Here is a 24247-nt window from a genome sequence, read left to right as displayed (position 1 = left end):
TTTATTGACGCCATGTCCTGCCATCTGGTTTACTGCGGCTCTTAAGCTTTGAAAAGTATACGCTTGCTTGCCTTGGTTGATGGAGGAACATCGCATGCCATTGGAAAAAAGTGATATTGATTTTGTATGCAACAGTGTGCGGTTTACCGGCAAATACACAGACCATGGTCAGACATGGTCTGACCTGCAGATCATGACGCTTGCCAAGGCAAGAACCATGGATAAAGGCGGTCGGGCAGAACAGTTCCTCAATCACTATCTGGCGGGCTCGGGTGAGCCGATCCATTTTTCGCTTCGGACATTGATGGAAGAGGACCCGGGGGTACGTGCTCGCATCTTTGGTGCAATCAATGCGGCGCGGGCGCCGTTGAAAAATTCAAAGGGGGAAAATTCAAGGACTGCGCCAATCCTGTCCCCGTCATCTCACCCTGCCTCTTCCGGCATCGTGGATATTCCGCAAACCAATTTTCGAAATCACGATTGGCAGTTTGCGACGGGCTCATTGAATGTGAACTGGCAATTTATTGAAGAAATCAATCGCAATGGCGTTATTATGATGAAAGTCGAGGTCTGGACGACCAACATCTACCGGTGGCATCCAGAGGATGATCGACGGACACAATGCGTGCATGAGGCGGCCGCCAATCTTCAACATCCCAAGCAGGAAAGCTATTTTCCGATTGATGATCGTATCCACGGATCTGGAATGCTTCCTGGCATGGTGACGCCGAATTATTCCAAGAAGAAGACCACGAACTATAAGCCAGCCAAGGATTTTCTGATGGTGGCCAAACCCGAAGCCGTGCTTATTCCCAAGGTGGCGCCTCCGCGTTGATCTTGTGCGATTGCGGTGCCATTCCAGTGAATGAAGCCCACTGAATGAAGTCCGGGGGGTGAGGATTTCTCTACGGCTTTTTATGGTTTGGGAGTAGCACAATAGCGTTATCGCGGGCATGATGGGAAACAGAACTTCTTTTCATGGCCGATCACCACTGATGACCGCATCCAAGACCATACTTCCGGACAACGAACCCGCCGCGCCGGACCTGACATTTGCCGAACAGATGCGCATGGCTGGCCAATCCTTCTGGTCCAGCCATGTCAGAGGACGAATTCTGCTGCTGGCGCTTTCGCTGCTCGCGGTCATTCTGCTTCTGACCTACGGCCAGATATTACTCAATCGCTGGAACCAGCCGTTCTACAACGCCTTGGAAAATCGCGATCTATCGGCCTTCTGGCAGGAGTTGCGCAATTTTTTCTTCATTGCCGCCTTTCTGCTTGTCATCAATGTGGCGCAGACCTTTTTCAGCCAGATGACCGCGCTTTACATGCGCGAGGGATTGGCCCGCGATATGGTCGATCAATGGCTGAAGGGAAGGCGCGCCTATCGGCTGTCGGTTTCCAGCCCGCTTGGTGTCAATCCGGATCAGCGCCTGCATGAAGATGCGCGCAAGCTGGCGGAATCGACGACGTCGCTCACCGTCGGCCTGGTCCAATCCACCATTCTGCTCGTCAGTTTCATCAGTGTGCTCTGGAAATTGTCGGGTGATTTTTCGCTGACGCTGTTCGGGCATCAGATCGCTATTCCCGGTTATATGGTCTGGGCGGCGCTGATCTATGCGGGTGGGGCGGCGGTGGCCAGCAATCTGGTCGGCGCGACGCTGACCCGTCTCAACGCCACCCGCTATGCCCGCGAGGCCGAGCTTCGTGCGGCCTTGATGCGCAGCAACGAGCATCTGGAGCCGATTGCGCTCGCGCGCGGCGAGGATGTCGAGCGCGCCCAGATCCATGCCACCATCGACCGGGTGCTGGCGATTATTTCCAAGCTGGCGCTGGCGCTGACCAATCTGACCTGGGTGTCGGCAGCCTTCGGCTGGCTGGCGCTGATCGTGCCGGTGCTGATCGCCTCGCCAGCCTATTTTGGTGGGACGATGACCTTCGGCGGCCTGATGATGGCGGCCTCGGCTTTCACGCAGGTCTATACGGCGCTGCGCTGGTATGTCGATAATTTCGGGGCGATTGCCGATTGGAAGGCGACGTTGCTGCGGGTGATGGTGCTGCGCGCCGCCCTGATCGAACCGGCGCTGACCGAGACGGTGGAAGGCCAGATCCGGGTGGAGGCCGGAAAGCCGGGCGAACTGGCTTTCGAGGATGTCTATATCCGCACGCCCGTTGAAGCAGAGGCTCATTGGGGCGGTTATCATCTGAAAGATGACAATCCCATCATCCTTGCCGGTGAACATGTGATGGTCAACGGCGATCCCGGCATCAACCGGCGGCAATTCTTCAATGCCATCGCCGGGCTTTGGCCCTATGGTGAAGGCCTGATCCGGCTGCCGCAGGAAGATCATATCCTGTTCGTGCCGCAGTCCCCCTATCTGCCGGAGGGACGGTTGCGCGATATCCTGGCCTATCCCGAGGATGCCTCCACCTATGGTGACAAGGCGATGACGCTGGCGCTGAAAACCGTCAAGCTCAGCCGCCTTGCCAGCGCGCTGGACGAGCGGCAGCGATGGGACCGGGTGCTGGACAAGGATGAGCAGATGGCGCTGGCTTTTGCCCATATCCTGTTGCGTAAGCCCCATTGGGTGGTGTTTAACGATGTGCTTGATGGCATGGAACCGGAAACGGTGGCGATCCTGACCGGTGTCATGACGCAGTTAGAGGAGGCGACGCTGATCTATATCGGTCGCGCCCAGGGCTTCATCGATGCGGTATCGCCGCGCATCCTGCATCTGGAACGGATGGACGTGCCGGTGCCGGAATAGGCCTGCTCGACGGCATGACGCCTTAAAGCGGGTATCATCTCGTCCGATTTAAGGAATTATCCAGTAGACTCTCTGCCCGCAGAAGCTTACTGCATAATCTTTAAACCAGATATGGATTAAAAAAGCGAAATTGCGCGCCAAGCAGACTATGACATCGCCTTCGGGGCGTTATGCACGGGCGCTCGCAATATCAGAATTCATTGGGCCGTTTTCCACGTGCCACCGCATCATGCCTATAGCCGTTCACAATGGCAGTCGGTATTCCGTTGCGACTATCTCAAGCCTGTAAGGCACTTGAGATAGTCGTTTTTTTTTCAAGGCAGGGATGCATGCGCGTCTTCGGGCCTTGGTATAACACAAAAGAGACAGAGCATTTCCTGGAGCGTCCCTGGCGCTGGAAATGGTCCCACTAGAGGCTGGATATGATCGAATTGACACCCACGCAGATCCGCGGACTGAAGCTTGCCAAGGACGGCGATCTATATCCCCAGCCGTTGAAGAAATGGACGCATCTGAACGCAGAGGTGACCTATTCCCGGACCGACCGTTTCAAGGAACGGCCGCAGAAGATCAAGTTTCTCACCACCACGACCGTGACGGAACTGACGGACCTGGGCCTCCTGGAACGGTGCAATACCGCAGAAGAAGCCGAGCAAGATTCCCGCCGGATTACGATGGCTGGCAAGATGTGGCTGCTCAAAACCAAATAATGGTTACTGCATCATTCTTTAAACCAGAATCGGTTTAAAGAGAAAATTATGCAGCAGATATAAAGCGCTACAGCCAATGCCTGGAGATGTCTTTGTGCCTTCAGGCATTGGGAATGCAAGGCTTCATGCCACACATGTAAAGCGCTAGAGCATCGGACCGAAAAGTGGGAGCCGGTTTTCGGATAAATCCGATGCGTAAACAAAAACTTAGAGCATCGGTCCGATGCTCTAGACCGGACCTTTGCGCATGCTGCTATAGAGCGCTTGGGTTACCCCTCCAGTTCTTCGCGCAGCATTTCCAGTTCCAGCCATTCCTCTTCCATGCGGGCGATGGACTGACGTAGCGCTTCCATTTCGGCGGCGAGTTTGTTGAAGGTGGCGGGGTCCTTCACGAACAGGTTGGGATCGGCCATTTTCGCCTCCCGCAGACCGATCTCCTTCTCGGCCTTTTCCATTTCCTTCGGCAGGTTTTCCAGCGCGAATTTCTGCTTGAAGGACAGTTTTCCCTTGTTCTTGGCTGTCGTATCGGCGCTTTTGCCGCCGCCCTCCTGCGTCTTGGCTTTTTCCGCTTTTTCCACGCGCTTGCGCTCGTCTTCCACACCCCGGCGCTGCGCCAGCATGTCGGAATAGCCACCGGCATATTCGATCCAGCGGCCATCCGGGGCCTCCGGATTGGCGGGGGCGATGGTCGAGGTCACGGTGCGGTCGAGGAAATCACGGTCATGGCTGACGAGAATGACGGTGCCGGAATAGCCGGTGACGATTTCCTGAAGCAGGTCCAGCGTCTCGATGTCGAGGTCGTTGGTCGGCTCGTCGAGGATCAGCAGGTTGGAAGGCTTGGCCATGATCCGGGCCAGCATCAGCCTGGCCCGCTCGCCGCCGGATAGGTTGCGGATCGGGGTGCGGGCCTGTTCCGGCTGAAACAGGAATTCCTTCATATAGCCGGTCACATGTTTCTGCTCGCCATTGACCAGCAGGTTTTCGCCGCGTCCGTCGGTCAGGTAATTGGCCAGCGTGTCATCAGGGTTCAGGTCCTCGCGCTTTTGGTCAAGCGTGGCAATTTCCAGATTGGTGCCGAGCTTGATCGTGCCTTCGTCAGGTGCCAATTGGCCGGTCAGCATTTTCAGCAGCGTGGTTTTGCCAGCGCCATTCGGGCCGACCAGGCCGATACAGTCGCCGCGATGCACGCGGATTGAAAACGGTGCGATAATCGTCCGTTCGCCATAGGCCTTGGTGATCTTGTCAGCCTCGATCACCAGCTTGCCGCTTTCCTTGCCTTCGGTGGCGCTGGCAAGGATTGTTCCCTGCGGACCTTTGTGGCCGCGATATTCGGCGCGCAGGTTCTGGAGGTTGCCAAGCCGGCGCATATTGCGCTTGCGCCGTGCCGTCACGCCGTAACGCAGCCAATGTTCTTCGCGCTCGATGGCTTTGCCCAGCTTGTGCTGTTCGATCTCTTCTTCTTCCAGCACCTTGTCGCGCCATTCCTCGAAATGTCCAAAGCCGCGCGCCAGACGGCGCGACAGGCCGCGATCCAGCCAGACGGTGGCGGTCGAGCATTTCTCCAGGAAGCGACGGTCATGGGAGATGAGGACAAGAGCGCTGCGGGTCTTGCGCAACTCTTCTTCCAGCCATTCGATGGTCGGCAGGTCGAGATGGTTGGTCGGCTCGTCCAGCATCAGGATGTCGGGTTCCGGGGCAAGCACGCGGGCGAGGGCTGCGCGGCGCGCTTCACCGCCCGACAGGCTTTTCGGATCTTCCTGGCCGCTCAGGCCCAGATGTTCCAGCAGATACGTGACCCGGTAGGGGTCGTCGCCGGGGCCAAGCCCTGCCTCGGCATAGGCCTGCACGGTGGCGTGGCTGCCGAAATCCGGGGCCTGTTCGAGATAGCGGATGGTGGCCGAGGGGTGGCGGAACACTTCACCCGATTGGGCCTCGACCAGACCGGCGGCGATCTTCATCAGGGTGGACTTGCCCGACCCGTTGCGGCCGACAAGGCAGATGCGGTCGCCCGGTTCTACTTGCAGGCCAGCGCCGTTGAGCAGCGGTGCGCCGCCGAAGGACAGGAAAATATTGTCAAGTTTCAGGATTGGCGGTGCCAAGGGTCACGCTCCGGTCATGTCATAAGGGCGGGCAAGGATCACGGCGTCGCCGCTGCCAAGCGACAGCGTTACCGGACCTTCGGCCACATTGGAAATGGTGCGGGACGATCCGAATGGTAGATCGAAGCCCTGTAATGGATAGCGCGCACCGTCGATGGTGAGGCCTGCCAGCGCGGAAAAGCCGAGAATGGAAAACAACGAACCCGGCGGCAGGTCCAGGGTCACGGTTTTGCCCGGCAGAAGCGGCCACGCCTCTTCCTCACCGGATGTAAGATGCAGATCAAGTCCCTGGACCGCCAGCGCCACGGCCAGCAGCAGATGCATCAGCGCATGGTCGGATCGTTCTCCTCCGAGCGCGCCCGCCAGCAGAAGGGAGCTCGCACCACGCTTGCGGGCTTCGTCAATAGCGATTTCACCATCCGTGAGGTTCTTGCGGGCCGGATAGGGCAGGCGCGGGATATTCGGAAACCGGTCTGCGGGCAGATCGTCGGAACTGTCGAAATCACCCACCCAAAGCTCAGGTGTCAGTCCCAGCGGTTCGGCATGGCGCATGCCGCCATCGGCGGCAATGGCGCGGGTTCCTGCAACAGTGCCGAGCAACCGGGGCGTGATGGCGAGGGGACCGCCGAGCAGAATGGTGAAGGTGCTTTCCGTCATGGCCATGCCATAACGCATCTGAGGCCAAATGCAAAAGGCGTTCCGTGATCAACGGAACGCCTGCGGCATTTTCCAGTCCGATTGCCCGAGGCATAATTGCCTGGAACAAAGGATTCGAGACCTGCACGGATTTGCCCGGTCTCGATTTTATGGCCAAGGGCGATGTGTCCCTTGCCCTTCGGCCCTTACCCTTGGGCGCGTGGTGCAAAAACTTTTTTCTTCGGCGCAGGCAGAAGGCCCTCGCGCTGAAGCTTCTTGCGGGCCAGCTTGCGGGTGCGGCGCACGGCCTCGGCCTTTTCGCGGGTCTTCTTTTCCGACGGCTTTTCATAGGCCGAACGGGCCTTCATTTCACGAAACAGGCCTTCGCGCTGCATTTTCTTCTTCAGCACGCGCAATGCCTGCTCAACATTGTTATCCCTGACGAGTACCTGCACTGTCTCTCCTTTGATGGTTGAGGATGATAATCTGGTTATTTCGAATTGACTGGCGTTGCCCAGGCCCCGCCGGCCTTTTGTGTTTTTGAGGCCGTGCCTGACCGTGGCGAACGGCTGACATCGATCTCGTCCTCGGCAATCGACCGATCGAACGTTTCGCTTTCGAAGCGAACCCGATACCGGCGTGCGCCTTGGGATTCCGGCAGGGTGGCAAGCACCTTGCACACGCCGACCGACCGGGAAAGCCTGACGGGACCGTCTTTCAGCACGACCATGTCGCCTGTCTTGTATAAATGCGCCGTCATGCCGGTCTCCTTGCAGGACTACTGCTCGCGGATCAAATGCCGAAACGAAAATGCGCCGGGGAACCGCTTTGGTTTCGCCGGGGCGAAAAGATGCGGACAACAGTGCGAACGGCGCGGTGCGGATTTTTGCAGCGCTGTGCGCCGATATCGGCGCTCACGTGCCGCTGCAAAAACGAATAGTCCCTGCCCAATCCTGCCATCGAACCGCACCCGGTTCAGCGGCACAGACAAAAACCGGAACGTCCGGTCTTGCAGCTCAGTCAGGCAGAGGAAAGTTTAACTCATGCCCATTCGGGGCCAAAGCGCTTTCCTGCCGGAAAAGGTGACCCCATCCTGAATGGTCGAGCAGGATGTGGGGGCCAAACTGGCAGATTTCAAACAAAATACAAGCTTTATTTGTGAAGAGATTGGCCTGCACTGGCTTGTCGCTGGCTGTGCGGCTGATTACTTTCACCGAAATTCACGATGAATTGGAGAGATCATGCCATTTGCCGGGCAATTCACCGGAAGCGCGGATTATATCGCCGACAAGGACCTGACGGTGGCCGTCAATGCGGCCATTGCGCTGGAACGGCCGCTGCTGGTCAAGGGGGAGCCAGGCACCGGCAAGACCGAGTTGGCCCGCCAGGTTGCCGCGGCTCTTGGTCTCGACATGATCGAATGGACGATCAAATCCACCACCAAGGCGCAGCAGGGTCTTTACGAATATGATGCTGTGTCGCGCCTGCGCGATAGCCAGCTGGGCGATCCGCGCGTCAGCGATATCGGCAATTATATAAGGCGTGGCAAGCTCTGGGAAGCCTTTGCCGCAGGCCGGAAAACCGTGTTGCTGATCGATGAGATCGACAAGGCCGATATCGAGTTTCCCAACGATCTGTTGCAGGAACTGGATCGAATGGAGTTTCACGTTTATGAGACCGGCGAGCGGGTGAAGGCGCAGGTGCGCCCGATCGTCATCATCACCTCCAACAATGAGAAAGAGCTGCCAGATGCCTTCCTGCGTTGGTGTTTCTTCCATTATATCCGCTTTCCAGATGCCGAGACGCTGGCGCGGATCGTCGAGGTTCACTATCCCGGCATCAAGCAGCGGCTGCTCCAGGCGGCCTTGACCCGGTTTTACGAAATCCGCGAAACGCCGGGCCTGAAAAAACGTCCGTCGACCTCGGAAGCCCTGGACTGGATCCGCCTGCTGGTGGCCGATGAGGTCGATCCCGCCGATCTGCGCAACGATGCTGCCAATGCCCTGCCGAAACTGCATGGCGCGCTTTTGAAGAATGAGCAGGACGTGCATCTGTTCGAGCGGCTTGCCTTCATGGCCCGCCGGGATGGAGCGCGGGACGGACGCTGATCCTTGCTGCGGTGCAGCTGATGTTTTCATTGATTCGTAACGGGTGAAGGCGTAAATAAGCGCCTGTCTCGTGGTGATTTGGCCGGCCGGCTTGCAGCCACGTAAAATAAATTGCTAAAGGGCCGAGGCAAGTTATCCAAGACTTTCCAAGGCCGATGGCGATAGCAAAGCTGCCGTACCGTGCCGTGACAGGAAAGTTTAAAGCCGATGCCGATCAAGATTCCCGATACGCTTCCCGCCTTCGACGCCCTCGTTCATGAGGGCGTGCGGGTGATGACGGAAACCGCAGCGATCCGTCAGGATATTCGCCCGTTGCAGATCGCCCTGCTCAATCTCATGCCCAACAAGATCAAGACCGAGGTGCAGTTTGCCCGGCTGATCGGCGCATCGCCATTGCAGGTGGAACTGACCCTGGTGCGGATCGGCGGGCATAAGGCCAAGAACACGCCCGAAGAGCATCTCCTGTCCTTCTACCAGACCTGGGAAGAGGTGAAGCACCGCAAGTTCGACGGACTGATCATTACCGGTGCGCCGGTGGAAACGCTGCCTTTTGAAGACGTCACCTATTGGAGCGAGATGCAGCAGATTCTCGACTGGACGCAAACCAATGTCCACACGACAATGAATGTCTGCTGGGGGGCGATGGCGGCGATCTATCACTTCCACAAGGTGCCGAAACAGGCGCTGAAGGAAAAGGCCTTCGGCGTGTTCCGCCATCGCAATCTGGCACCCTCGTCCATCTATCTCAACGGGTTCTCGGATGATTTCCAGGTGCCGGTCTCACGCTGGACCGAGGTACGTCGCGCCGATATCGAAAAAGTGCCGGACCTGAACATCCTGATGGAATCCGATGAAATGGGCGTCTGCCTGGTGCAGGAGAACAAGGGAAACCGGCTCTACATGTTCAATCATGTCGAATATGATTCCACCTCGCTGGCGGATGAATATTTCCGTGACGTCAGTGCTGGCATCCCGATCCGTCTGCCGTATGATTACTTTCCCCACAACGATGATACACTGACGCCGCTTAACCGCTGGCGCAGCCACGCGCATCTGCTGTTTGGAAACTGGATCAACGAGATGTATCAGACCACCAGCTATGATTTGAACGATATCGGTAAGGGTCGCGGCAAATGACGGGCGATCTTCTGGTCCGTCCCTTGACTGATGATGACGAGGCAGACTGGCGCCGACTATGGCGCGCCTATCTCGCCTTTTATGAAACGGAACTGCCCGAAGATGTCTATGCCACAACTTTTGCCCGGCTGACGGGGCAGGGGGCTGGCGAATTTCGCGGGTTTCTGGCTGTGGCTGAGGGTAAAGCCGTGGGCCTTAGCCATTATGTCTTTCATCGGTCCTGCTGGTATATTGCCGATGTCTGCTATCTTCAGGATCTCTATGTCGATCCTGAAATGCGTGGGCTCGGCGTCGGTCGGGCGCTGATTAAAGCGGTCAATGCTGCGGCGGTGGAAGCAGGCGCGGGCAAGGTCTATTGGATGACCCAGGAGTTTAACAGCACGGCCCGGCACCTTTATGATCAGGTGGCGGACAAGACACCCTTCATCATCTATCAGCAACCGCTCTGAGCGCCGATGTTCCTGCCCTTCTTCCTCAAGCTCAAACAACAGAAAGTCCCGGTCTCCCTCGGGGAATATCTGGCCTTGCTGGAAGGCATGGGGCGCGGCCTTGTCGATTTCGACATTGAGGCTTTCTACTATCTGGCGCGCACGACGCTGATCAAGGATGAGCGGCATATCGACCGTTTCGATCTGGTCTTTGCCGAATGTTTCAAGGGTTTGGAAGCGACTGGTGGGCCGCAGGCGGGTGTGTCTGAGACCGCTCTGCCGGAGGAATGGCTGCGCAAGCTGACCGAAAAACACCTGTCCGAGGAAGACAAGACGCTGATCGAGTCCATGGGTGGTTTCGACAGGCTGATCGAAACGCTGAAACAGCGGCTGGCCGAGCAGAAGGCGCGCCATCAGGGCGGCTCGAAATGGATCGGCACGGCGGGTACGTCGCCCTTTGGGGCCTATGGTTACAATCCGGAAGGGGTGAGGATCGGCCAGGACGGCTCGCGCCACCGGCGCGCCGTCAAGGTGTGGGACCAGCGAGAGTTTCGCAATCTCGACGATTCCGTCGCGCTTGGCACCCGCAATATCAAAGTTGCCCTGCGCCGGTTGCGGCGGTTCGTGCGGCAAGGCGCGTTGGACGAATTTGATTTGGGTGGCACGATCCGTGCGACGGCAGAGCATGGCTATCTTGACATCAAGACCCAGGCGGAACGGCGCAATGCCGTCAAGCTGCTGATGTTCTTCGATATCGGCGGCTCCATGGACGATCACGTCAAAGGCGTGGAGGAGTTGTTTTCGGCAGCCCGGTCGGAATTTCGGCATATGGAGCATTTCTATTTCCACAACTGCCTTTATGAGCGGGTTTGGAAAGACAATCGCCGCCGCCGGACCGATCTCATCCCGACGGAAGAGATTATCCGTACCTATGGGCCGGATTACCGGGTGATTTTCGTCGGCGATGCGGCGATGAGCCCCTATGAGATCACCATGATCGGCGGATCGGTGGAGCATTGGAATGGCGAGCCCGGTGCCCTCTGGCTTTCACGCATCACGGCGCATTTTCGCAAATGTCTGTGGCTGAACCCGATGCAGCAGGAGCATTGGGACTATACCCATTCTATCGGTTTGATTTCCCGTCTCATGGGCGGGCGCATGCATCCCCTGACGCTTGGCGGGTTGGAGGATGCGGCACGAGAACTGTCGCGCTAACCCAGTCCGCATCGTCTATGGTGCGCTGATGTTTGCTGTAACGCCTTATGGTTGCTGGATATTTTATCTGTAAACGATTTCGGTTTGAGGAATTATGCAATAAACCTATGTGACACAGCAGAAACGATGACGCGCCCGCCCATGGCAGGCACCGTCGATGCAAGGGTGAGGAAGCATATGCAGCGTCTGGAATTTGGCACGACCACCAAGGGTGAAACGGTAGAGCAGGTCACGCTGCATGGCGGTGGCCTGAAGGCCAAAGTGCTCACCTGGGGTGCGGTGATCCAGGATCTCAGGATGGAAGGCCATGTGGCGCCACTGGTGCTGGGTTTCGAGCATTTCGAAGACTATGCCATCCACTCTCCCTATTTCGGGGCGACGCCCGGGCGGTTGGCCAATCGCATTGCAAACGGACGTTTCACCCTTGACGGTGAAGACTATCAGCTGGAATGCAACGAGCGCGGCCTTACCCATCTACATGGCGGCAGCGACGGTATCGGCAGGCGCAATTGGACGATTGCCGATCTGGACCGTGACCGGCTGGTGCTTGAGATCACCGATCCGGCGGGCCGGGCGGGTTATCCCGGCAATGCCCATATCCGGGCGACCTATCACCTCCAGGATGACGGTGTGCTGGCGGTGGTCTATGAGACGACCACGGACGCGCCGACACTCGCCAATCTCTGCCAGCATTCCTATTTCAACCTGGATGATTCGCCTGACATGCTGGATCATGAGTTGATGATTGCCGCCGACCACTATCTGCCTGTCGATGAGCGTCTGATTCCGACCGGAGAGCAGCGCCCGGTAATCGGCACGCCGTTTGATTTCCGGCAGATGGGCGTCATGCGTCGCACAGAAGACGGTGTTCAGGTCCCCTTCGACAACAATTTCTGTCTGTCGCAGACACGGGTGGCCAAGCGCAGCGTCGCCATGGCCCGCAGCCTGAAATCCGGCGTTTCCATGGAAGTGCGCACCACCGAACCCGGCGTTCAATTCTACGCGGGGGTCTATCTCAATATTCCGGTTTCCGGTCTTGAGGGCCGTCGCTACGGTGCTTATGCCGGTTTCTGTCTGGAAACCCAGATCTGGCCGGATGCCATCAACCAGGCCGGTTTCTCAAGTGCTGTCCTGCGGCCCGGTGAAACCCTGCGGCAGGAAACAGACTACGTGTTTTCAGTGAGTTGATCCTCTTCTGAGTGCATTTATCTAAAGTTGTGCTTGGAACAATCAAGGCGTAATCATGTTTATATCACCCGTCCCCCGCAGAAGCGGCGGGGAGGGGACGGTTGTGGGAGGACATGACTTGGATTCTGAAAAAGACTTTGCTTCTGAAAAAGCATTGGTTTCCGAAAAAGCACTGATTTCAAAAATCACCTGGCGGCTGATGCCGTTTCTGGGGCTTCTCTACCTGATTGCCTATATTGATCGGCAGAATGTCAGTTACGCCAAATTGCAAATGGTCGATGCGCTGGGCCTCAGTGAATATGCCTATGGGCTAGGGGCCTCACTGTTTTTCATCGGCTATTTTCTATTTGAAGTGCCAAGCAATCTCTTTCTCGAACGGTTCGGCGCCAGCCGGTGGTTTGCCCGCATTTTAGTGTCCTGGGGCGCTGTAACCATTGCGCTTGCCTATACTCAGAACGCGATGATGTTCTACATCCTGCGCTTTCTGCTGGGCGTCTGCGAGGCGGGGTTCTTTCCGGGCGTGCTCTATCTGCTGACCCTGTGGTTTCCAAGAGACTATCGGGGCCGGATGGTCGGGCTGTTCATGATTTTCAGCGCCCTTGCCAATGCCATTGGCGCGCCCCTGGGTGGTGTATTGCTCGATCTCGACGGCTTTCTCGGCTATCAGGGTTGGGAGTGGGTGTTTCTGGCGACCGGTATTCCCGCGGTTCTGGCCGGTATCGTCACCTGGTTCTATCTTGCCGATACGCCAGCCAAGGCAAATTTTCTGACGGATGCTGAAAAAGCCTGGCTTCAGGCACGGCTCGATGCCGAAAATACCGGAATGGATAGCAATGCCGACAATGGCTTCAAGGCGCTGATCAATCCGCGCGTGCTGCTGATGTCGCTCTGCTATGTCGGCTTTCCGCTGGCCGCCTATGGTTTGAGCTATTGGCTGCCGACCATCGTCAAGGGGTTTGGCGTGTCCAATACGGTGAATGGTCTGATCAACATCATCCCTTGGGTTGCTGTTGCCATTGCGCTCTATGTTGTGCCATCGGCGGCTGACCGGACGGAAAACAAGACGCCCTATATCGTCATCCCGGCCTTTGTCGGTGCCGTCAGTCTTGTGATGTCGGCTATACTGACAGACCAGGTGCTGCAATTTGCGTTTCTATGCCTTGCCGCCGCGGGGATCTTCGCAGGCCAGCCTGTGTTCTGGAGCCTGCCATCGCGCTTCCTGAAAGGGGCCGGTGCCGCAGCCGGTCTGGCGGCCATCAACTCGGTCGGCAATCTCGGTGGTTTCGTGGCCCAGAATGTCGTGCCACTGATCCGCGACCAGACAGGCAGCACGATTGCTCCGATGTTCTTCCTGGCGGCTTGCCTCGCCATTGCTGGCGTGCTGGTCATCATTATTGGCAGGGTAATGGGACATAAGCCGATACGGGCGTCCTGACGCACTTCGCATTCCGGTGTCGCCATTCGGATCGCGTTTGGCCACGCCGCTTTTCCAAAAGGCAAGTTTTGATAGCTTATCAGGGAAGGGTTTTAACGTTGTCAGTTTTGCAGTCCAAACTGCGAAACCGAATACGGAAAAGCGCTGCCTCCCTTTCGGGAAATCGTACAGCTGAATTTATCTTTGAAAAATTGGAGCGGGCGAAGGGATTCGAACCCTCGACCCCAACCTTGGCAAGGTTGTGCTCTACCCCTGAGCTACACCCGCTCATTGTCCATCGGTCCGGGGTAGTAAGCTGAACCGTGGGTCGCTGTGTTGCGGCGACGGGCGGTATATGGCCCAACTGCTTTTCGATTGCAACAGGGAAATGACGGCGGCTCCAAGATTTTTTCCAATCGAAGCTTAAGTTATTCTGTGGCAATGAGAATTTTGAACGTTTCGTAAGGGCTGGAAATGAGGGGTGGTCACGGACTTTTTGAATAGACGATTGGCGCATAAAACAGTTGAAGGAGATCGCTTGATATCGTTTAACCGCGGGGTGCCGCCGAGACTATCTTCTGAAGCAGGACCAACATGACAGAGATTGTGCCGAAATCGCCCGCAGACCTGTTTGCCTTTCTCGATAGCCTCGGCATCGAGCACCGGACAGTGTCACATCCGCCAGTCTTTACCGTGGCCGAATCGGTGTCCCTACGCGATGAGATCCCTGGCGGCCATACCAAGAACCTGTTCGTCAAGGACAAGAAGGATCAGTTCTTCCTGCTGGTGGTCGAGGAAAACGCTATTGTCGATCTGAAGACCGTCCATACGCTGATTGGTGCGGCCAGCAAGGTATCGTTTGGCAAGCCGGAAAAGCTGATGGAGTATCTGGGTGTCGTCCCCGGCTCGGTGACGGCGTTCGGCGCAATTAACGATACAGGCAACAAGGTGACATTCGTTCTGGACGCGGACCTGATGCAGCATGACATCATCAATTGCCATCCGCTGTCGAATGACGCTACAACCTCGATCGGGCGTGATGACCTGTTGCGCTTTATGGCTGCGACGGGACATGAGGCACTCGTCTTGAAAGTCACGGCGTGAGGCACGATTTAAACGCTTGCACGGTTCATTGAAATTCAAGGAACCCTGCAAAGATCATGTGGCCGGGACAAGGGCTGAGATATCGTGCTCGATCTCTGTTGCGGTATGAAACGGAACTTGCGGACGGTGGAAATAAGGCGGCACCTGGAATGCGTTTGCAAAGCGCCCGGGCTGTCAGGAACAGGCGGGAGATGGTGATGAGCAATTCTGGTAACCCTTACGGCGGCTCTTATGGCGGGCAGATGACGGCGAATGCGCAATTCGGCACGACGCCTGCTGCGGCAGCACCGGCGTCTGCAGGAGCAGCGCCCGTAGGTGGTCTGATCAAGGATACGACCACCCAGGGCTTTGCCAAGGATGTGCTTGAAGAGTCCCGCCGCCAGCCGGTCCTGGTGGATTTCTGGGCGCCCTGGTGCGGCCCTTGCCGTCAGTTGACGCCGATCATTGAAAAGGCGGTCAATGAGGCCAAGGGCAAGGTCAAGCTGGTCAAGATGAATATCGACGACCATCCGGCTATTGCCGGTCAGCTAGGTATCCAGTCCATTCCTGCCGTCGTCGCCTTTGTCGATGGCCGTCCTGCCGATGGGTTCATGGGTGCGCTGCCGGAAAGTCAGGTCAAGCAGTTCATCGACAAGCTCGGTGGCCCGGACGGCGGTGCCGATCAGGCGGCGGAAATCGAAGCTGTGCTGGAAGAGGCCAAGGGTCTTTATGATGGCGGCGATTTCGACGGTGCGGCCCAGCTCTATGCGGCGGTCATGCAGGCCGATCCGGAAAATGCCAAGGCGGTTGCCGGCATTGCCGAATGCATGCTGGCCCTCAACCAGCATGAACGGGTGCGCCAGATTGTCGATGGCTTGCCTGAAGAATTGGCCAAGGCCGCAGAAATCCAGGCCGTGGCCAAAAAGCTGGAGCAAATCGAAGAGGCCCGCAAACTGGGTGATCCGGTAGCGCTGGAGCAGCAGCTGTCGCTTAACCCTGACGATCACGAGGCGCGGCTGAAGCTCGCCAAGATCCGCAATGTCGAGGGCAAGCGCGAGGACGCAGCTGATCATCTGCTGTTGATCATGAAAAAAGACCGGACCTTCGACGACGATGGCGCTCGCCGCCAACTGGTTGAATTTTTCGAGGTCTGGGGTCCGAAGGACCCAGCCACTATTCAGGCTCGACGTAAGCTGTCTTCGATCCTGTTTTCGTAACGGGCTCGAAGGCAGAGAATGGGACGAGCCCTGGTCAAGGGCTGATCCCTATATGCTCAGGCGGGCAGAAGTTGTGTTCTGTGGCAGGCGCACCTTGAGATTTGCCGGGCGCATGCCACATTATAAGGAATTAAAGAGCGGCAGGGCATTGGCTCGGTGCTCTTTCAGGAGGGTGGAATGCAGGTCGGCAATGCGCGATATCTGACGGCGGCTGATTTTCCGGAAACATTGCCGGTTTTTCCGCTGGCAGGAGCTCTTCTGCTGCCCGGTGGTCAATTGCCACTGAATATATTCGAGCCGCGCTATCTGGAAATGTTTGATGCCGCATTGCGCAGCAATCGGCTGATTGGCATGATTCAGCCGGCATTGACCGAGCCCTATGAGATCGCCACCGGCATTCCGGCCCTGTGCAGCATGGGATGTATCGGTCGGATCACCTCTTTCGCCGAGACGGGCGATGGCCGCTATATTCTGTCGCTGGGCGGCATCTGCCGTTTCCGGATGAGTGACGAGCTGAAAACCACTCATCCATTCCGCACGGTGCGAATTTCGCCCTTCATGGCCGATCTCGCGGCTGAAGGCCAGGAAAACAGCGTGGATCGGGAGCGGTTGCTCGCGGTGTTCCGGGCCTATCTCGATGCCAACAAGCTGGAGGCGGATTGGGAAAGCGTCCAGCGCGCCAGCAATCTGACCCTGGTCAATTCTTTGTCGATGATGTCGCCTTTCACACCTGCTGAAAAACAGGCCTTGCTGGAGGCTACCGATCTGCATAGCCGCACGGAAACGCTGATTGCTATTACTGAAATTTATCTGGCACGCGGTTTCGGCGACGTGGAGCCGGTTTTACAATAACGGTGAATGGACAGAGAATGAGGGAGTGCAGCCATGGATCAGCGGATGAACGGTGTCGATCCGAAAATGCTGGAATTGCTGGTCTGCCCGCTGACCAATGGCCGCTTGACCCTTAACCGGGAAAACAACGAGCTGGTCTCGGAAAAGGCAAGGCTTGCCTATCCCATCCGCGATGGCATTCCGATCATGCTGGTCTCGGAAGCCCGCAAGATCGAAGATTGAAGGCGCTGTCTGGAGGTCTGGCCCGGCCAGTCGCCAGTCACAGTCTGTGTCAGATCGCCTGACCGGTCAGAAGTTTCGGACTGCCCTTCACCGCTGTTCCTGCCGCCTCGGAAATAAAATAGCGTTTCAGTTTTGGCAGCCGTTCCACCAGGCCCAGCCCGAAATCCCGGGCGATTCTAACCGGCGTAATATCGTTGGAAAACAGCCGGTTCAGCACGTCGGTGGTAACGCCCATGCGGAATGTGTCGAAGCGGCGCCAGGTCTGGTAGCGTTCCAGAACCGTGATGTCGCCGATATCGAGGCCGAGCCGATCGGCATCAACGATTGTTTCCGCCAGCGCCGCCACATCCTTGAAGCCAAGATTGAGGCCCTGGCCGGAAATCGGATGAATACCATGGGCGGCATCCCCTGCAAGCGCCAGCCGTGGCCCGATGAAAGAGCGGGCAAGCGTCAGTCCCAATGGAAAAGCACGGCGGTCGCCGGTGGCGCGGATAGCGCCGAGTTTGTGGCCGAAACGGCGCTCCAGTTCGGTTTCGAACATCAGGTCGTCCTCGGCCACCAGACGGTCCGCATCCTCGCTGCGCTCGGTCCAGACCAGCGACGAGCGATTGCCGGTCAAGGGCAGGATGGCAAACGGGCCAGCGGGCAGGAAATGCTCCTCTGCCACGCCTTGATGTGGACGCTCATGCTCGACCGTTGTGACAATCCCGGACTGGCCATAGGCCCAGGTGACGGTCTTGATCCCCGCCATGTCCCTGACGCGTGAGCGCACGCCGTCACAGGCGACAACCAGGCGGCAGCTGAGGGTTGTGCCGTCCGAAAGTGCTACTTCGGCCTTATGGCCGTTCACGGAAAAGCCTGAGGCTTTCACGCCATGGCGGATGGAAATTCCCGCCTCACCGGCAGCGTCGAGAAGCGCGCCGACCATGGCAACATTGGGAACCATATAGGCGAAGGGCTTGCCCTCCTCGACTTCGCCGTCAAAGGTCAGGTAGACGGGCCGGACCGGATCGCTGGTGCGCGAATCGGTGACGATCATCCGGTTGATCGGCTGGGATTGCGGCTCGATCGTGCTCCAGACGCCGAAAACCTCCAGCATTTTGGTGGCTGCCGCAATCACCGCCGAGGCCCGGGGGTCCTTGCGCCACTGGCCTTCGGGGGCTGCTTCGATTACCGTCACATCCAGATGCGGCGCGGCGCGCTTGACGGCGAGCGCCGCCGAGAGACCGACATATCCGCCTCCGACTACAACCAGATCCGCCATCATCTACTCCCTTACAGCTTGTATCGTGCTTCTGGTCTTATATAGATCACTTGGACCCGACTTCCTACCGCCGGAGCTTTTCCAAAATGCCGCAGACAGAAAATTCCGCCACACCGATGGAAAAACTGATCGAAACGCTGAACCTGGAGGCATTGGAAGTCAATTTGTTCCGAGGCACCAGCCCGCAGGTCGGGTGGCAAAGGGTATTCGGCGGCCAGGTCATCGCCCAGGCGTTGATGGCAGCCCAGCGCTGTGTCGATGGCGAGCGTTATGTTCACTCCTTGCACGCCTATTTCCTGCGTCCCGGCGATCCGGCGGTGCCAATTCTTTATCAGGTCGAGCGCACCCGTGACGGCGCCAGCTTTTCGACCCGTCGGGTCGTTGCCATCCAGCACGGCCAGATGATATTTTCGATGTCGGCCTCTTTTCAACAAGAAGAAGAAGGCTTTTCCCACCAGCTCGTCATGCCCAATGTGACGCCACCGGAAGGGTTGATGGGCGAACGGGAATTTCGCGAAATGTTTCTGTCGCAAGCCCCCGCCCATATCCGGGCCTATTGGGCAAGAGAGCGGCCGGTGGAATTTCGCCCCACCTCCTTCCTGCATTATCTGACAAAGGACAAGCTGGAACCAAAGGCCGATATCTGGGTGCGCATGACCGGTGCGGTGCCGGACGACCGCCGTTTGCAGGCAGCCGTGCTGGCCTATCTCTCCGACATGACGCTCCTGGATGTCGCGCTCTATGCCCACGGCGCTTCGGTTTTCGACCAGCGCATCCAGGCTGCCAGCCTTGACCATGCGATGTGGTTTCACCAGCCCGACAAGCTCGATGACTGGCTGCTCTATTCCCAGGACAGCCCCAGCGCGTCGGGTGGCCGGGGAATGACCAGAGGCTCAATTTATACGCGGACGGGCCAGTTGGTTGTTTCCGTTGCCCAGGAGGGCTTGATTCGGAAAAAGGCAAATGATTAAATTTTGTGCTGTTTTTTGAATTTGCACAAAAAAAGCCGTGTTTTCGTCTGTTTCTGTGCCTTTTTTTTGGCGCCCTCCATTATAATCCTTGTATTTCAATATCTTATCTTGCGTCTGAAACTTGGCACACGGTTTGAATGTAGGATGATAGTCGCTGCCCCCTGTCGTAGGTCGGCGTCGAGGAGAGACGGCGTTTTTCGCCGAGGATAAACCAGAGGATGGGAAACCAGATGAAGATTGTGATGGCCATTATCAAGCCGTTCAAGCTGGATGAAGTGCGCGAAGCACTGACGGCTGTCGGTATCCAAGGCCTGACCGTCACGGAGGTCAAAGGATATGGGCGGCAGAAGGGGCACACGGAAATCTATCGCGGCACGGAATATGCCGTGAGCTTCCTGCCCAAGCTGAAGATCGAGGTCGCCGTGGCGACGGATGTTGCCGACAAGGCGGTAGAAGCGATCGCCTCTGCTGCCAAGACCGGTCAGATCGGCGATGGAAAGATTTTCGTCTACGGGATCGATCAGGCGGTGCGTATCCGCACCGGTGAAACCAATACCGAAGCCTTGTAAGACCGGCCGTCAAGGGGAGTTCATATAGATGTCGTTTTCCACATTCAAATCTCAAGCTATGCGCCTCGGGGCTGCATCGGCGGCCTTGATGGCGCCAGCGATCGCCTTTGCGCAGGATGCAGCGCCAGCCGTTGCGGCGGCAGCTGCTCCTGTTCCCGATAAGGGCGATACCGCCTTCATGTTCCTGTCCACCATCCTGGTTCTGTTCATGGCGGTTCCGGGTCTCGGCTTGTTCTATGGCGGCCTGGTGCGCGCCAAGAACATGCTGTCCGTGCTGATGCAGTGCACCGTCATCGCCGCGATGGTGATGATCGTCTGGGTCATCTATGGCTATTCCTTCGCCTTCGGCGGCGGCGAAAGCCCGTTCTTCGGCGGCTTTGCCAAGATGTTCCTGGCTGGCGTCGACACCACGACAACGGCTGCTACCTTCAGCAAGGGCGTCGTCATTCCTGAATATATCTTCATGCTGTTCCAGATGACCTTCGCAGCGATCACGCCTGCTCTGATCATCGGTGCCTTTGCGGAACGCATCAAGTTCTCGGCTGCGATCCTGTTCTGCCTGCTTTGGGTCACCTTCGTCTATTTCCCGGTCGCCCATATGGTCTGGGATGCCAAGGGCTATCTCTTCGGTCTCGGCGCCCTTGATTTCGCTGGCGGCACAGTCGTTCACATCAATGCTGGCGTTGCCGGTCTTGTTGGTGCGATCCTGGTCGGCAAGCGTACCGGTTATGGCAAGGACATGATGGCCCCGCATTCCATGACGCTCACCTATGTCGGTGCCGCCATGCTCTGGGTCGGCTGGTTCGGCTTCAATGCCGGCTCCAACCTCGAAGCCTCCGGCGGTGCGATGCTCGCCACCGTCAACACCTTCATTGCTACGGCTGCGGCCATCCTGTCATGGTGTGTGGTTGAATCCTTCACCCGCGGCAAGGCTTCGATGCTGGGCGCTGCCTCCGGCATGATTGCTGGCCTCGTTGCCATCACGCCTGCCGCTGGTATCGTCGGCCCGATGGGCGCGATCGTCATGGGCGTGATCGTTTCGCCGCTCTGCTACTTCTTCGTCTCTGTCGTGAAGAACAAGTTCGGCTATGACGATACGGCTGACGTGTTCGGCGTGCATGGCATTGGCGGCATGTTCGGCGCTATTTCCACCGGCATTTTCGCCAGCGCTTCGCTGGGTGGCGTCGGCTATGTCGGCGAACAGACGATGGGTGGCCAGGTCATGGTCCAGCTTCAGGCCGTGGTTATCACCGTCCTGTGGACCGGTATCGGTTCCTTGATCCTCTACAAGATCGTCGATGTCATCGTTGGTCTGCGTGTTCCGGTTGAAGCCGAGCGCGAAGGTCTCGACCTCGCCTCTCACGGTGAAGCGGCCTATCACTCCTGATCTCTGTCGCTCCCCAATCAGGGGGGCCGATCAAGGTGCTTCGTTACCAGAAAACCAACCCGGGCCTCGTGCCCGGGTTTTTTGATTCTGGACAATCGCGCTCTATATACAATCACAGCAAAAGGCTGGTTGCGCCAGGTTGGCAAGGCGGGCTTTCGACCGGATGGGTTATCCATGGTTAAAGGAGCGTTAACCCGTGTTCTGGTAATCTCACCTTTCGCAAGCCGGTTCGGGTCCTGCCCGGCGCATCCGGTTTCCAAGTTTTGTTGAAATTGCACTGGCAGGCGAACACCTATGAGCAGAAGCACGCTGGCAATATTGGAAGAGCGGTCGCCTCGGATGATCGTGATGGGTTTCATCATGCGGCAATTCCTGGCTCTGCTTGGATTTGCCCTGTTCCTTGGGTTGGTGGCAGCCATCGCCGCGCTGGCCACCTGGAATGTTGCCGATCCCAGTTTTTCCTATGCGACCAGTAGGGCGCCCACCAATATTCTCGGTTATCCCGGCGCTGTGTTCGCTGATCTTTCCATGCAGTTTTTCGGGCTTGCCTCGGTCGCGGCGCTGTTGCCTGTGCTGGCCTGGTCGCTTTCGCTGATTTCCGGTCGCAAGATCACCCGCCTGCCTCGTCGGCTTGCCGCCTGGGGCACCGGGGCGGTTGCGGGCGCTGCCGTGTTCGGCTGTTTTCCGCCGCCCGGCACCTGGCCCATTCCCAACGGGATCGGCGGAGTGATCGGCGACATGATCCTGCGCTTTCCCGCACTGTTTGTCGGAGCCTATCCGACCGGAACCTTTGCCATGGTGCTGGGCGTGATCTTCATCGCCCCGATGCTGTGGCTGATGTTGTTTGCCGCTGGTATCATCGGCAATGAAGAGGATGATTTCGAAGCGGAAATTCTGGCTGCCCGCGCAAGCTCACAGGCGGGGTCCCGCAAGAGCAAGGCCGTGCCTATCGTCGATGAGGATGAAGACGATGATGACCGTACCGGGCCTTTCGCGCTGGCTGCCGGTGCGCTCGCCCATGTCTGGTATACCGGTCAGGCTCGGATGCGGCGTCTCGCCGGTCTGAAGCCACAAAGGCGCGAGCGGTCTAATTTCGACCAGCCCTATGATTTCAACGATGATGAGGTCATGCCGGTTCAGGCTGGACGCCCGGACCACCGCGCCGATCCGTCCTTTGAACCGGGTGAGCGGAGTGCGGGCCGCCGCCGTATCGCGCCGCCGCCGGTGTCGCCGGACGACGTGCATGACGAGCCACCTTTCGACCTGCGCACCCGTGGTCGCTCGGCTGATGACATCCTATTCGACGATGAAGACGAAGACCGGGCTGCAAAGCCTTCTGCACGCCGCGCGGCGGCTCCTGCTGAGCGTCCTCGCCCTGCTCCGGTTGCTGGTCCAAGAGGTGCGCGCGGTTTTCAACTGCCCTCGGTTCAGCTTCTGGCCGAACCACGTGCGGTCGCCAAGGATGCCAGCCTGTCGGCTGACCAGCTTGAACACAATGCCCGGACGCTGGAAGGCGTGCTTGAGGATTTCGGCGTCAAGGGCGACATTATCGAAGTGCGTCCTGGCCCGGTCGTCACACTTTACGAGCTGGAACCAGCGCCAGGGATCAAATCATCCCGCGTTATCGGCCTTGCCGATGATATTGCCCGCTCGATGAGCGCCATTGCCGCCCGTGTCGCCGTCGTGCCTGGCCGCAACGCCATTGGCATCGAATTGCCGAACAGAACCCGCGAAACGGTCTATCTGCGGGAAATGATCGGTAGCCGCGACTTCAACGGTTCGACAGCCAAGCTGCCGATGGCGCTGGGCAAGACCATTGGCGGTGAACCTGTGATTGCCGACCTCGCCAAGATGCCGCATCTGCTGGTGGCCGGTACGACCGGGTCGGGCAAGTCGGTGGCGATCAACACCATGATCCTGTCGCTGGTTTACCGGTTGCCGCCGGAAAAATGCCGGTTGATCATGATCGATCCGAAAATGCTGGAACTGTCGATCTATGACGGCATTCCGCATCTGCTCTCGCCTGTCGTTACCGATCCGAAAAAGGCCGTCGTCGCCTTGAAGTGGACGGTGCGCGAGATGGAAGAGCGCTACAAGAAGATGTCGAAGATCGGCGTGCGCAATATCGACGGCTTCAACAGCCGCGTCGAGCAGGCCATTGAAAAGGGCGAAGTGCTGACCCGCACCGTGCAGACCGGCTTTGACCGGCAGACCGGCGAGGCCATGTACGAGACCGAGACCTTCGACTTGCAGCCCATGCCCTATATCGTTGTTATCATCGACGAGATGGCCGACTTGATGATGGTGGCGGGCAAGGATATCGAAGGCGCGGTGCAGCGCCTGGCGCAGATGGCGCGCGCGGCGGGTATCCACGTCATCATGGCAACGCAGCGTCCATCCGTGGACGTGATCACCGGCACGATCAAGGCAAACTTCCCGACCCGGATTTCCTTCCAGGTCACCTCGAAGATCGACAGCCGTACTATTCTGGGAGAGCAGGGCGCCGAACAGCTGCTGGGTATGGGCGATATGCTCTACATGGCTGGCGGCGGACGCATCCAGCGTGTTCACGGACCTTTCGTCTCGGATAATGAGGTGGAGGACATCGTTGCCTATCTGAAAACCCAGGGCGCGCCGGATTATCTTGATGCGGTCACCATTGATGAGGACGACGATGAAGGCGGCGGACCGGCAGGAACCGGCAATCTGGCCGAATCGGATGATCCTTACGACCAGGCCGTCGCCGTCGTGCTTCGGGATGGGAAAGCCTCAACCTCTTACGTTCAACGTCGGCTGGGCATCGGCTATAACCGCGCCGCATCGCTGATTGAGCGCATGGAGCAGGAAGGCATTATCGGACCGGCCAACCACGCGGGCAAACGCGAAATCCTCGTTCCGACGGAAGCTGACATCGAGCGGTGATGGCGACAGGCTGGTGTGGAACGTCCAGGCGCTGAAAGGCGTTTCGGCGTTCACGAT

At 57.9% G+C, this 24247-nt stretch carries 22 protein-coding genes, 1 tRNA gene and 1 riboswitch; of the genes, 17 read left to right on the top strand and 6 right to left on the bottom strand.

The genetic code is table 11. The features are described 5' to 3' along the window. Window positions 1–94 precede the first annotated feature (94 nt). From G6L01_RS15735 to G6L01_RS15725, 3 genes are all read left to right on the top strand, one after another. The gene (locus tag G6L01_RS15735) at window positions 95–835 is read left to right on the top strand and encodes a hypothetical protein (RefSeq protein WP_071203091.1); all 741 of its coding nucleotides are present in this window, start codon (window positions 95–97) and stop codon (window positions 833–835) included. Window positions 836–995: 160 nt separating this feature from the next. Next, complete coding sequence (locus tag G6L01_RS15730; protein ID WP_081344145.1) at window positions 996–2768, top strand: ABC transporter ATP-binding protein/permease; 1773 nt, start codon at window positions 996–998, stop codon at window positions 2766–2768. Between the two features lie 422 nt (window positions 2769–3190). Beyond that, complete coding sequence (locus G6L01_RS15725; RefSeq protein ID WP_060718743.1) at window positions 3191–3478, top strand: hypothetical protein; 288 nt, start codon at window positions 3191–3193, stop codon at window positions 3476–3478. 269 nt (window positions 3479–3747) lie between these two features. Here G6L01_RS15725 and G6L01_RS15720 read toward each other — a convergent pair whose 3' ends face one another. The 4 genes from G6L01_RS15720 to G6L01_RS15705 all read right to left on the bottom strand — a co-directional run bounded on the left by G6L01_RS15720 (window position 3748) and on the right by G6L01_RS15705 (window position 6973). Then, window positions 3748–5577: an ABC-F family ATP-binding cassette domain-containing protein gene (locus tag G6L01_RS15720; protein ID WP_070166312.1), complete on the bottom strand. Its 1830-nt coding sequence runs from the start codon at window positions 5575–5577 to the stop codon at window positions 3748–3750. 3 nt (window positions 5578–5580) lie between these two features. After that, complete coding sequence (locus tag G6L01_RS15715) at window positions 5581–6234, bottom strand: thiamine diphosphokinase (RefSeq protein WP_070166342.1); 654 nt, start codon at window positions 6232–6234, stop codon at window positions 5581–5583. Window positions 6235–6419: 185 nt separating this feature from the next. Next, on the bottom strand, window positions 6420–6668 hold the full coding sequence (rpsU, locus tag G6L01_RS15710; protein WP_015917494.1) for a 30S ribosomal protein S21: 249 nt from the start codon (window positions 6666–6668) through the stop codon (window positions 6420–6422). A 35-nt stretch (window positions 6669–6703) separates the two neighbouring features. Further along, the gene (locus G6L01_RS15705) at window positions 6704–6973 is read right to left on the bottom strand and encodes a hypothetical protein (RefSeq protein ID WP_015917493.1); all 270 of its coding nucleotides are present in this window, start codon (window positions 6971–6973) and stop codon (window positions 6704–6706) included. A 481-nt stretch (window positions 6974–7454) separates the two neighbouring features. Here G6L01_RS15705 and G6L01_RS15700 point away from each other — a divergent pair, with 481 nt between their 5' ends. The 6 genes from G6L01_RS15700 to G6L01_RS15675 all read left to right on the top strand — a co-directional run bounded on the left by G6L01_RS15700 (window position 7455) and on the right by G6L01_RS15675 (window position 13724). Then, complete coding sequence (locus tag G6L01_RS15700; protein WP_174089278.1) at window positions 7455–8321, top strand: AAA family ATPase; 867 nt, start codon at window positions 7455–7457, stop codon at window positions 8319–8321. Between the two features lie 60 nt (window positions 8322–8381). Continuing rightward, a riboswitch (SAM riboswitch) is annotated at window positions 8382–8459 on the top strand. 69 nt (window positions 8460–8528) lie between these two features. Next, on the top strand, window positions 8529–9458 hold the full coding sequence (gene metA, locus G6L01_RS15695) for a homoserine O-acetyltransferase MetA (RefSeq protein WP_070166314.1): 930 nt from the start codon (window positions 8529–8531) through the stop codon (window positions 9456–9458). Then, the gene (locus G6L01_RS15690; RefSeq protein WP_070166315.1) at window positions 9455–9907 is read left to right on the top strand and encodes a GNAT family N-acetyltransferase; all 453 of its coding nucleotides are present in this window, start codon (window positions 9455–9457) and stop codon (window positions 9905–9907) included. Before metA ends, G6L01_RS15690 begins: the two co-directional genes overlap by 4 nt. A 6-nt stretch (window positions 9908–9913) precedes the next feature. Then, on the top strand, window positions 9914–11101 hold the full coding sequence (locus G6L01_RS15685) for a vWA domain-containing protein (protein ID WP_070166316.1): 1188 nt from the start codon (window positions 9914–9916) through the stop codon (window positions 11099–11101). 177 nt (window positions 11102–11278) lie between these two features. Beyond that, on the top strand, window positions 11279–12289 hold the full coding sequence (locus G6L01_RS15680) for an aldose epimerase family protein (RefSeq protein ID WP_070166343.1): 1011 nt from the start codon (window positions 11279–11281) through the stop codon (window positions 12287–12289). A gap of 154 nt (window positions 12290–12443) precedes the next feature. After that, window positions 12444–13724 (top strand): MFS transporter, encoded by a 1281-nt coding sequence (locus G6L01_RS15675; RefSeq protein WP_071206139.1) that lies wholly within the window; start codon window positions 12444–12446, stop codon window positions 13722–13724. Window positions 13725–13916: 192 nt separating this feature from the next. On the opposite strand, the gene G6L01_RS15670 is transcribed toward G6L01_RS15675, so the two are convergent. Beyond that, window positions 13917–13991: transfer RNA gene (locus G6L01_RS15670), tRNA-Gly, on the bottom strand. Window positions 13992–14297: 306 nt separating this feature from the next. On the opposite strand from G6L01_RS15670, the gene G6L01_RS15665 reads away from it, so the two are divergent. The 4 genes from G6L01_RS15665 to G6L01_RS15650 all read left to right on the top strand — a co-directional run bounded on the left by G6L01_RS15665 (window position 14298) and on the right by G6L01_RS15650 (window position 17077). Further along, window positions 14298–14807, top strand: coding sequence for a prolyl-tRNA synthetase associated domain-containing protein (locus tag G6L01_RS15665; RefSeq protein ID WP_081344146.1), 510 nt, complete (start codon window positions 14298–14300; stop codon window positions 14805–14807). Between the two features lie 197 nt (window positions 14808–15004). Continuing rightward, window positions 15005–16003: a thioredoxin gene (gene trxA / locus G6L01_RS15660; protein ID WP_070166346.1), complete on the top strand. Its 999-nt coding sequence runs from the start codon at window positions 15005–15007 to the stop codon at window positions 16001–16003. A 177-nt stretch (window positions 16004–16180) separates the two neighbouring features. After that, the gene (locus tag G6L01_RS15655; protein ID WP_070166317.1) at window positions 16181–16855 is read left to right on the top strand and encodes an LON peptidase substrate-binding domain-containing protein; all 675 of its coding nucleotides are present in this window, start codon (window positions 16181–16183) and stop codon (window positions 16853–16855) included. 33 nt (window positions 16856–16888) lie between these two features. Then, window positions 16889–17077: a Trm112 family protein gene (locus G6L01_RS15650; protein WP_015917483.1), complete on the top strand. Its 189-nt coding sequence runs from the start codon at window positions 16889–16891 to the stop codon at window positions 17075–17077. Between the two features lie 49 nt (window positions 17078–17126). Here the strand turns inward: G6L01_RS15650 and G6L01_RS15645 are convergent, their stop codons facing one another. After that, on the bottom strand, window positions 17127–18341 hold the full coding sequence (locus G6L01_RS15645) for a ubiquinone biosynthesis hydroxylase (RefSeq protein WP_070166347.1): 1215 nt from the start codon (window positions 18339–18341) through the stop codon (window positions 17127–17129). Window positions 18342–18427: 86 nt separating this feature from the next. Between G6L01_RS15645 and tesB the strand changes: the two genes are divergently transcribed. The 4 genes from tesB to G6L01_RS15625 all read left to right on the top strand — a co-directional run bounded on the left by tesB (window position 18428) and on the right by G6L01_RS15625 (window position 24190). After that, window positions 18428–19312 (top strand): acyl-CoA thioesterase II, encoded by an 885-nt coding sequence (tesB, locus tag G6L01_RS15640; RefSeq protein ID WP_070166318.1) that lies wholly within the window; start codon window positions 18428–18430, stop codon window positions 19310–19312. Between the two features lie 218 nt (window positions 19313–19530). Beyond that, window positions 19531–19881, top strand: coding sequence for a P-II family nitrogen regulator (locus G6L01_RS15635; protein ID WP_015917480.1), 351 nt, complete (start codon window positions 19531–19533; stop codon window positions 19879–19881). A 28-nt stretch (window positions 19882–19909) separates the two neighbouring features. Next, complete coding sequence (locus G6L01_RS15630) at window positions 19910–21268, top strand: ammonium transporter (protein WP_070166319.1); 1359 nt, start codon at window positions 19910–19912, stop codon at window positions 21266–21268. A gap of 294 nt (window positions 21269–21562) precedes the next feature. Next, on the top strand, window positions 21563–24190 hold the full coding sequence (locus G6L01_RS15625) for a DNA translocase FtsK (protein ID WP_070166320.1): 2628 nt from the start codon (window positions 21563–21565) through the stop codon (window positions 24188–24190). Window positions 24191–24247: the final 57 nt, after the last annotated feature.

Origin of the sequence: Agrobacterium vitis, from assembly GCF_013337045.2 — a bacterium.
Classification (GTDB): Bacteria; Pseudomonadota; Alphaproteobacteria; order Rhizobiales; family Rhizobiaceae; genus Allorhizobium; species Allorhizobium vitis_B.
Note: the sequence above shows the minus strand (reverse complement) of the source record. Positions and strands in the feature narration are given on the sequence as shown.

Coding starts and splice junctions, on each gene's coding strand:
- G6L01_RS15690 (WP_070166315.1), top strand. CDS start 9,455: ATGACGGGCGATCTTCTGGTCCGTCCCTTGACTGATGATGACGAGGCA.
- G6L01_RS15730 (WP_081344145.1), top strand. CDS start 996: ATGACCGCATCCAAGACCATACTTCCGGACAACGAACCCGCCGCGCCG.
- metA (WP_070166314.1), top strand. CDS start 8,529: ATGCCGATCAAGATTCCCGATACGCTTCCCGCCTTCGACGCCCTCGTT.
- G6L01_RS15635 (WP_015917480.1), top strand. CDS start 19,531: ATGGGAAACCAGATGAAGATTGTGATGGCCATTATCAAGCCGTTCAAG.
- trxA (WP_070166346.1), top strand. CDS start 15,005: ATGAGCAATTCTGGTAACCCTTACGGCGGCTCTTATGGCGGGCAGATG.
- G6L01_RS15700 (WP_174089278.1), top strand. CDS start 7,455: ATGCCATTTGCCGGGCAATTCACCGGAAGCGCGGATTATATCGCCGAC.
- G6L01_RS15680 (WP_070166343.1), top strand. CDS start 11,279: ATGCAGCGTCTGGAATTTGGCACGACCACCAAGGGTGAAACGGTAGAG.
- G6L01_RS15665 (WP_081344146.1), top strand. CDS start 14,298: ATGACAGAGATTGTGCCGAAATCGCCCGCAGACCTGTTTGCCTTTCTC.
- G6L01_RS15655 (WP_070166317.1), top strand. CDS start 16,181: ATGCAGGTCGGCAATGCGCGATATCTGACGGCGGCTGATTTTCCGGAA.
- G6L01_RS15725 (WP_060718743.1), top strand. CDS start 3,191: ATGATCGAATTGACACCCACGCAGATCCGCGGACTGAAGCTTGCCAAG.
- G6L01_RS15705 (WP_015917493.1), bottom strand. CDS start 6,973: ATGACGGCGCATTTATACAAGACAGGCGACATGGTCGTGCTGAAAGAC.
- G6L01_RS15650 (WP_015917483.1), top strand. CDS start 16,889: ATGGATCAGCGGATGAACGGTGTCGATCCGAAAATGCTGGAATTGCTG.
- G6L01_RS15715 (WP_070166342.1), bottom strand. CDS start 6,234: ATGACGGAAAGCACCTTCACCATTCTGCTCGGCGGTCCCCTCGCCATC.
- tesB (WP_070166318.1), top strand. CDS start 18,428: ATGCCGCAGACAGAAAATTCCGCCACACCGATGGAAAAACTGATCGAA.
- G6L01_RS15630 (WP_070166319.1), top strand. CDS start 19,910: ATGTCGTTTTCCACATTCAAATCTCAAGCTATGCGCCTCGGGGCTGCA.
- G6L01_RS15625 (WP_070166320.1), top strand. CDS start 21,563: ATGAGCAGAAGCACGCTGGCAATATTGGAAGAGCGGTCGCCTCGGATG.
- G6L01_RS15735 (WP_071203091.1), top strand. CDS start 95: ATGCCATTGGAAAAAAGTGATATTGATTTTGTATGCAACAGTGTGCGG.
- G6L01_RS15645 (WP_070166347.1), bottom strand. CDS start 18,341: ATGGCGGATCTGGTTGTAGTCGGAGGCGGATATGTCGGTCTCTCGGCG.
- G6L01_RS15685 (WP_070166316.1), top strand. CDS start 9,914: ATGTTCCTGCCCTTCTTCCTCAAGCTCAAACAACAGAAAGTCCCGGTC.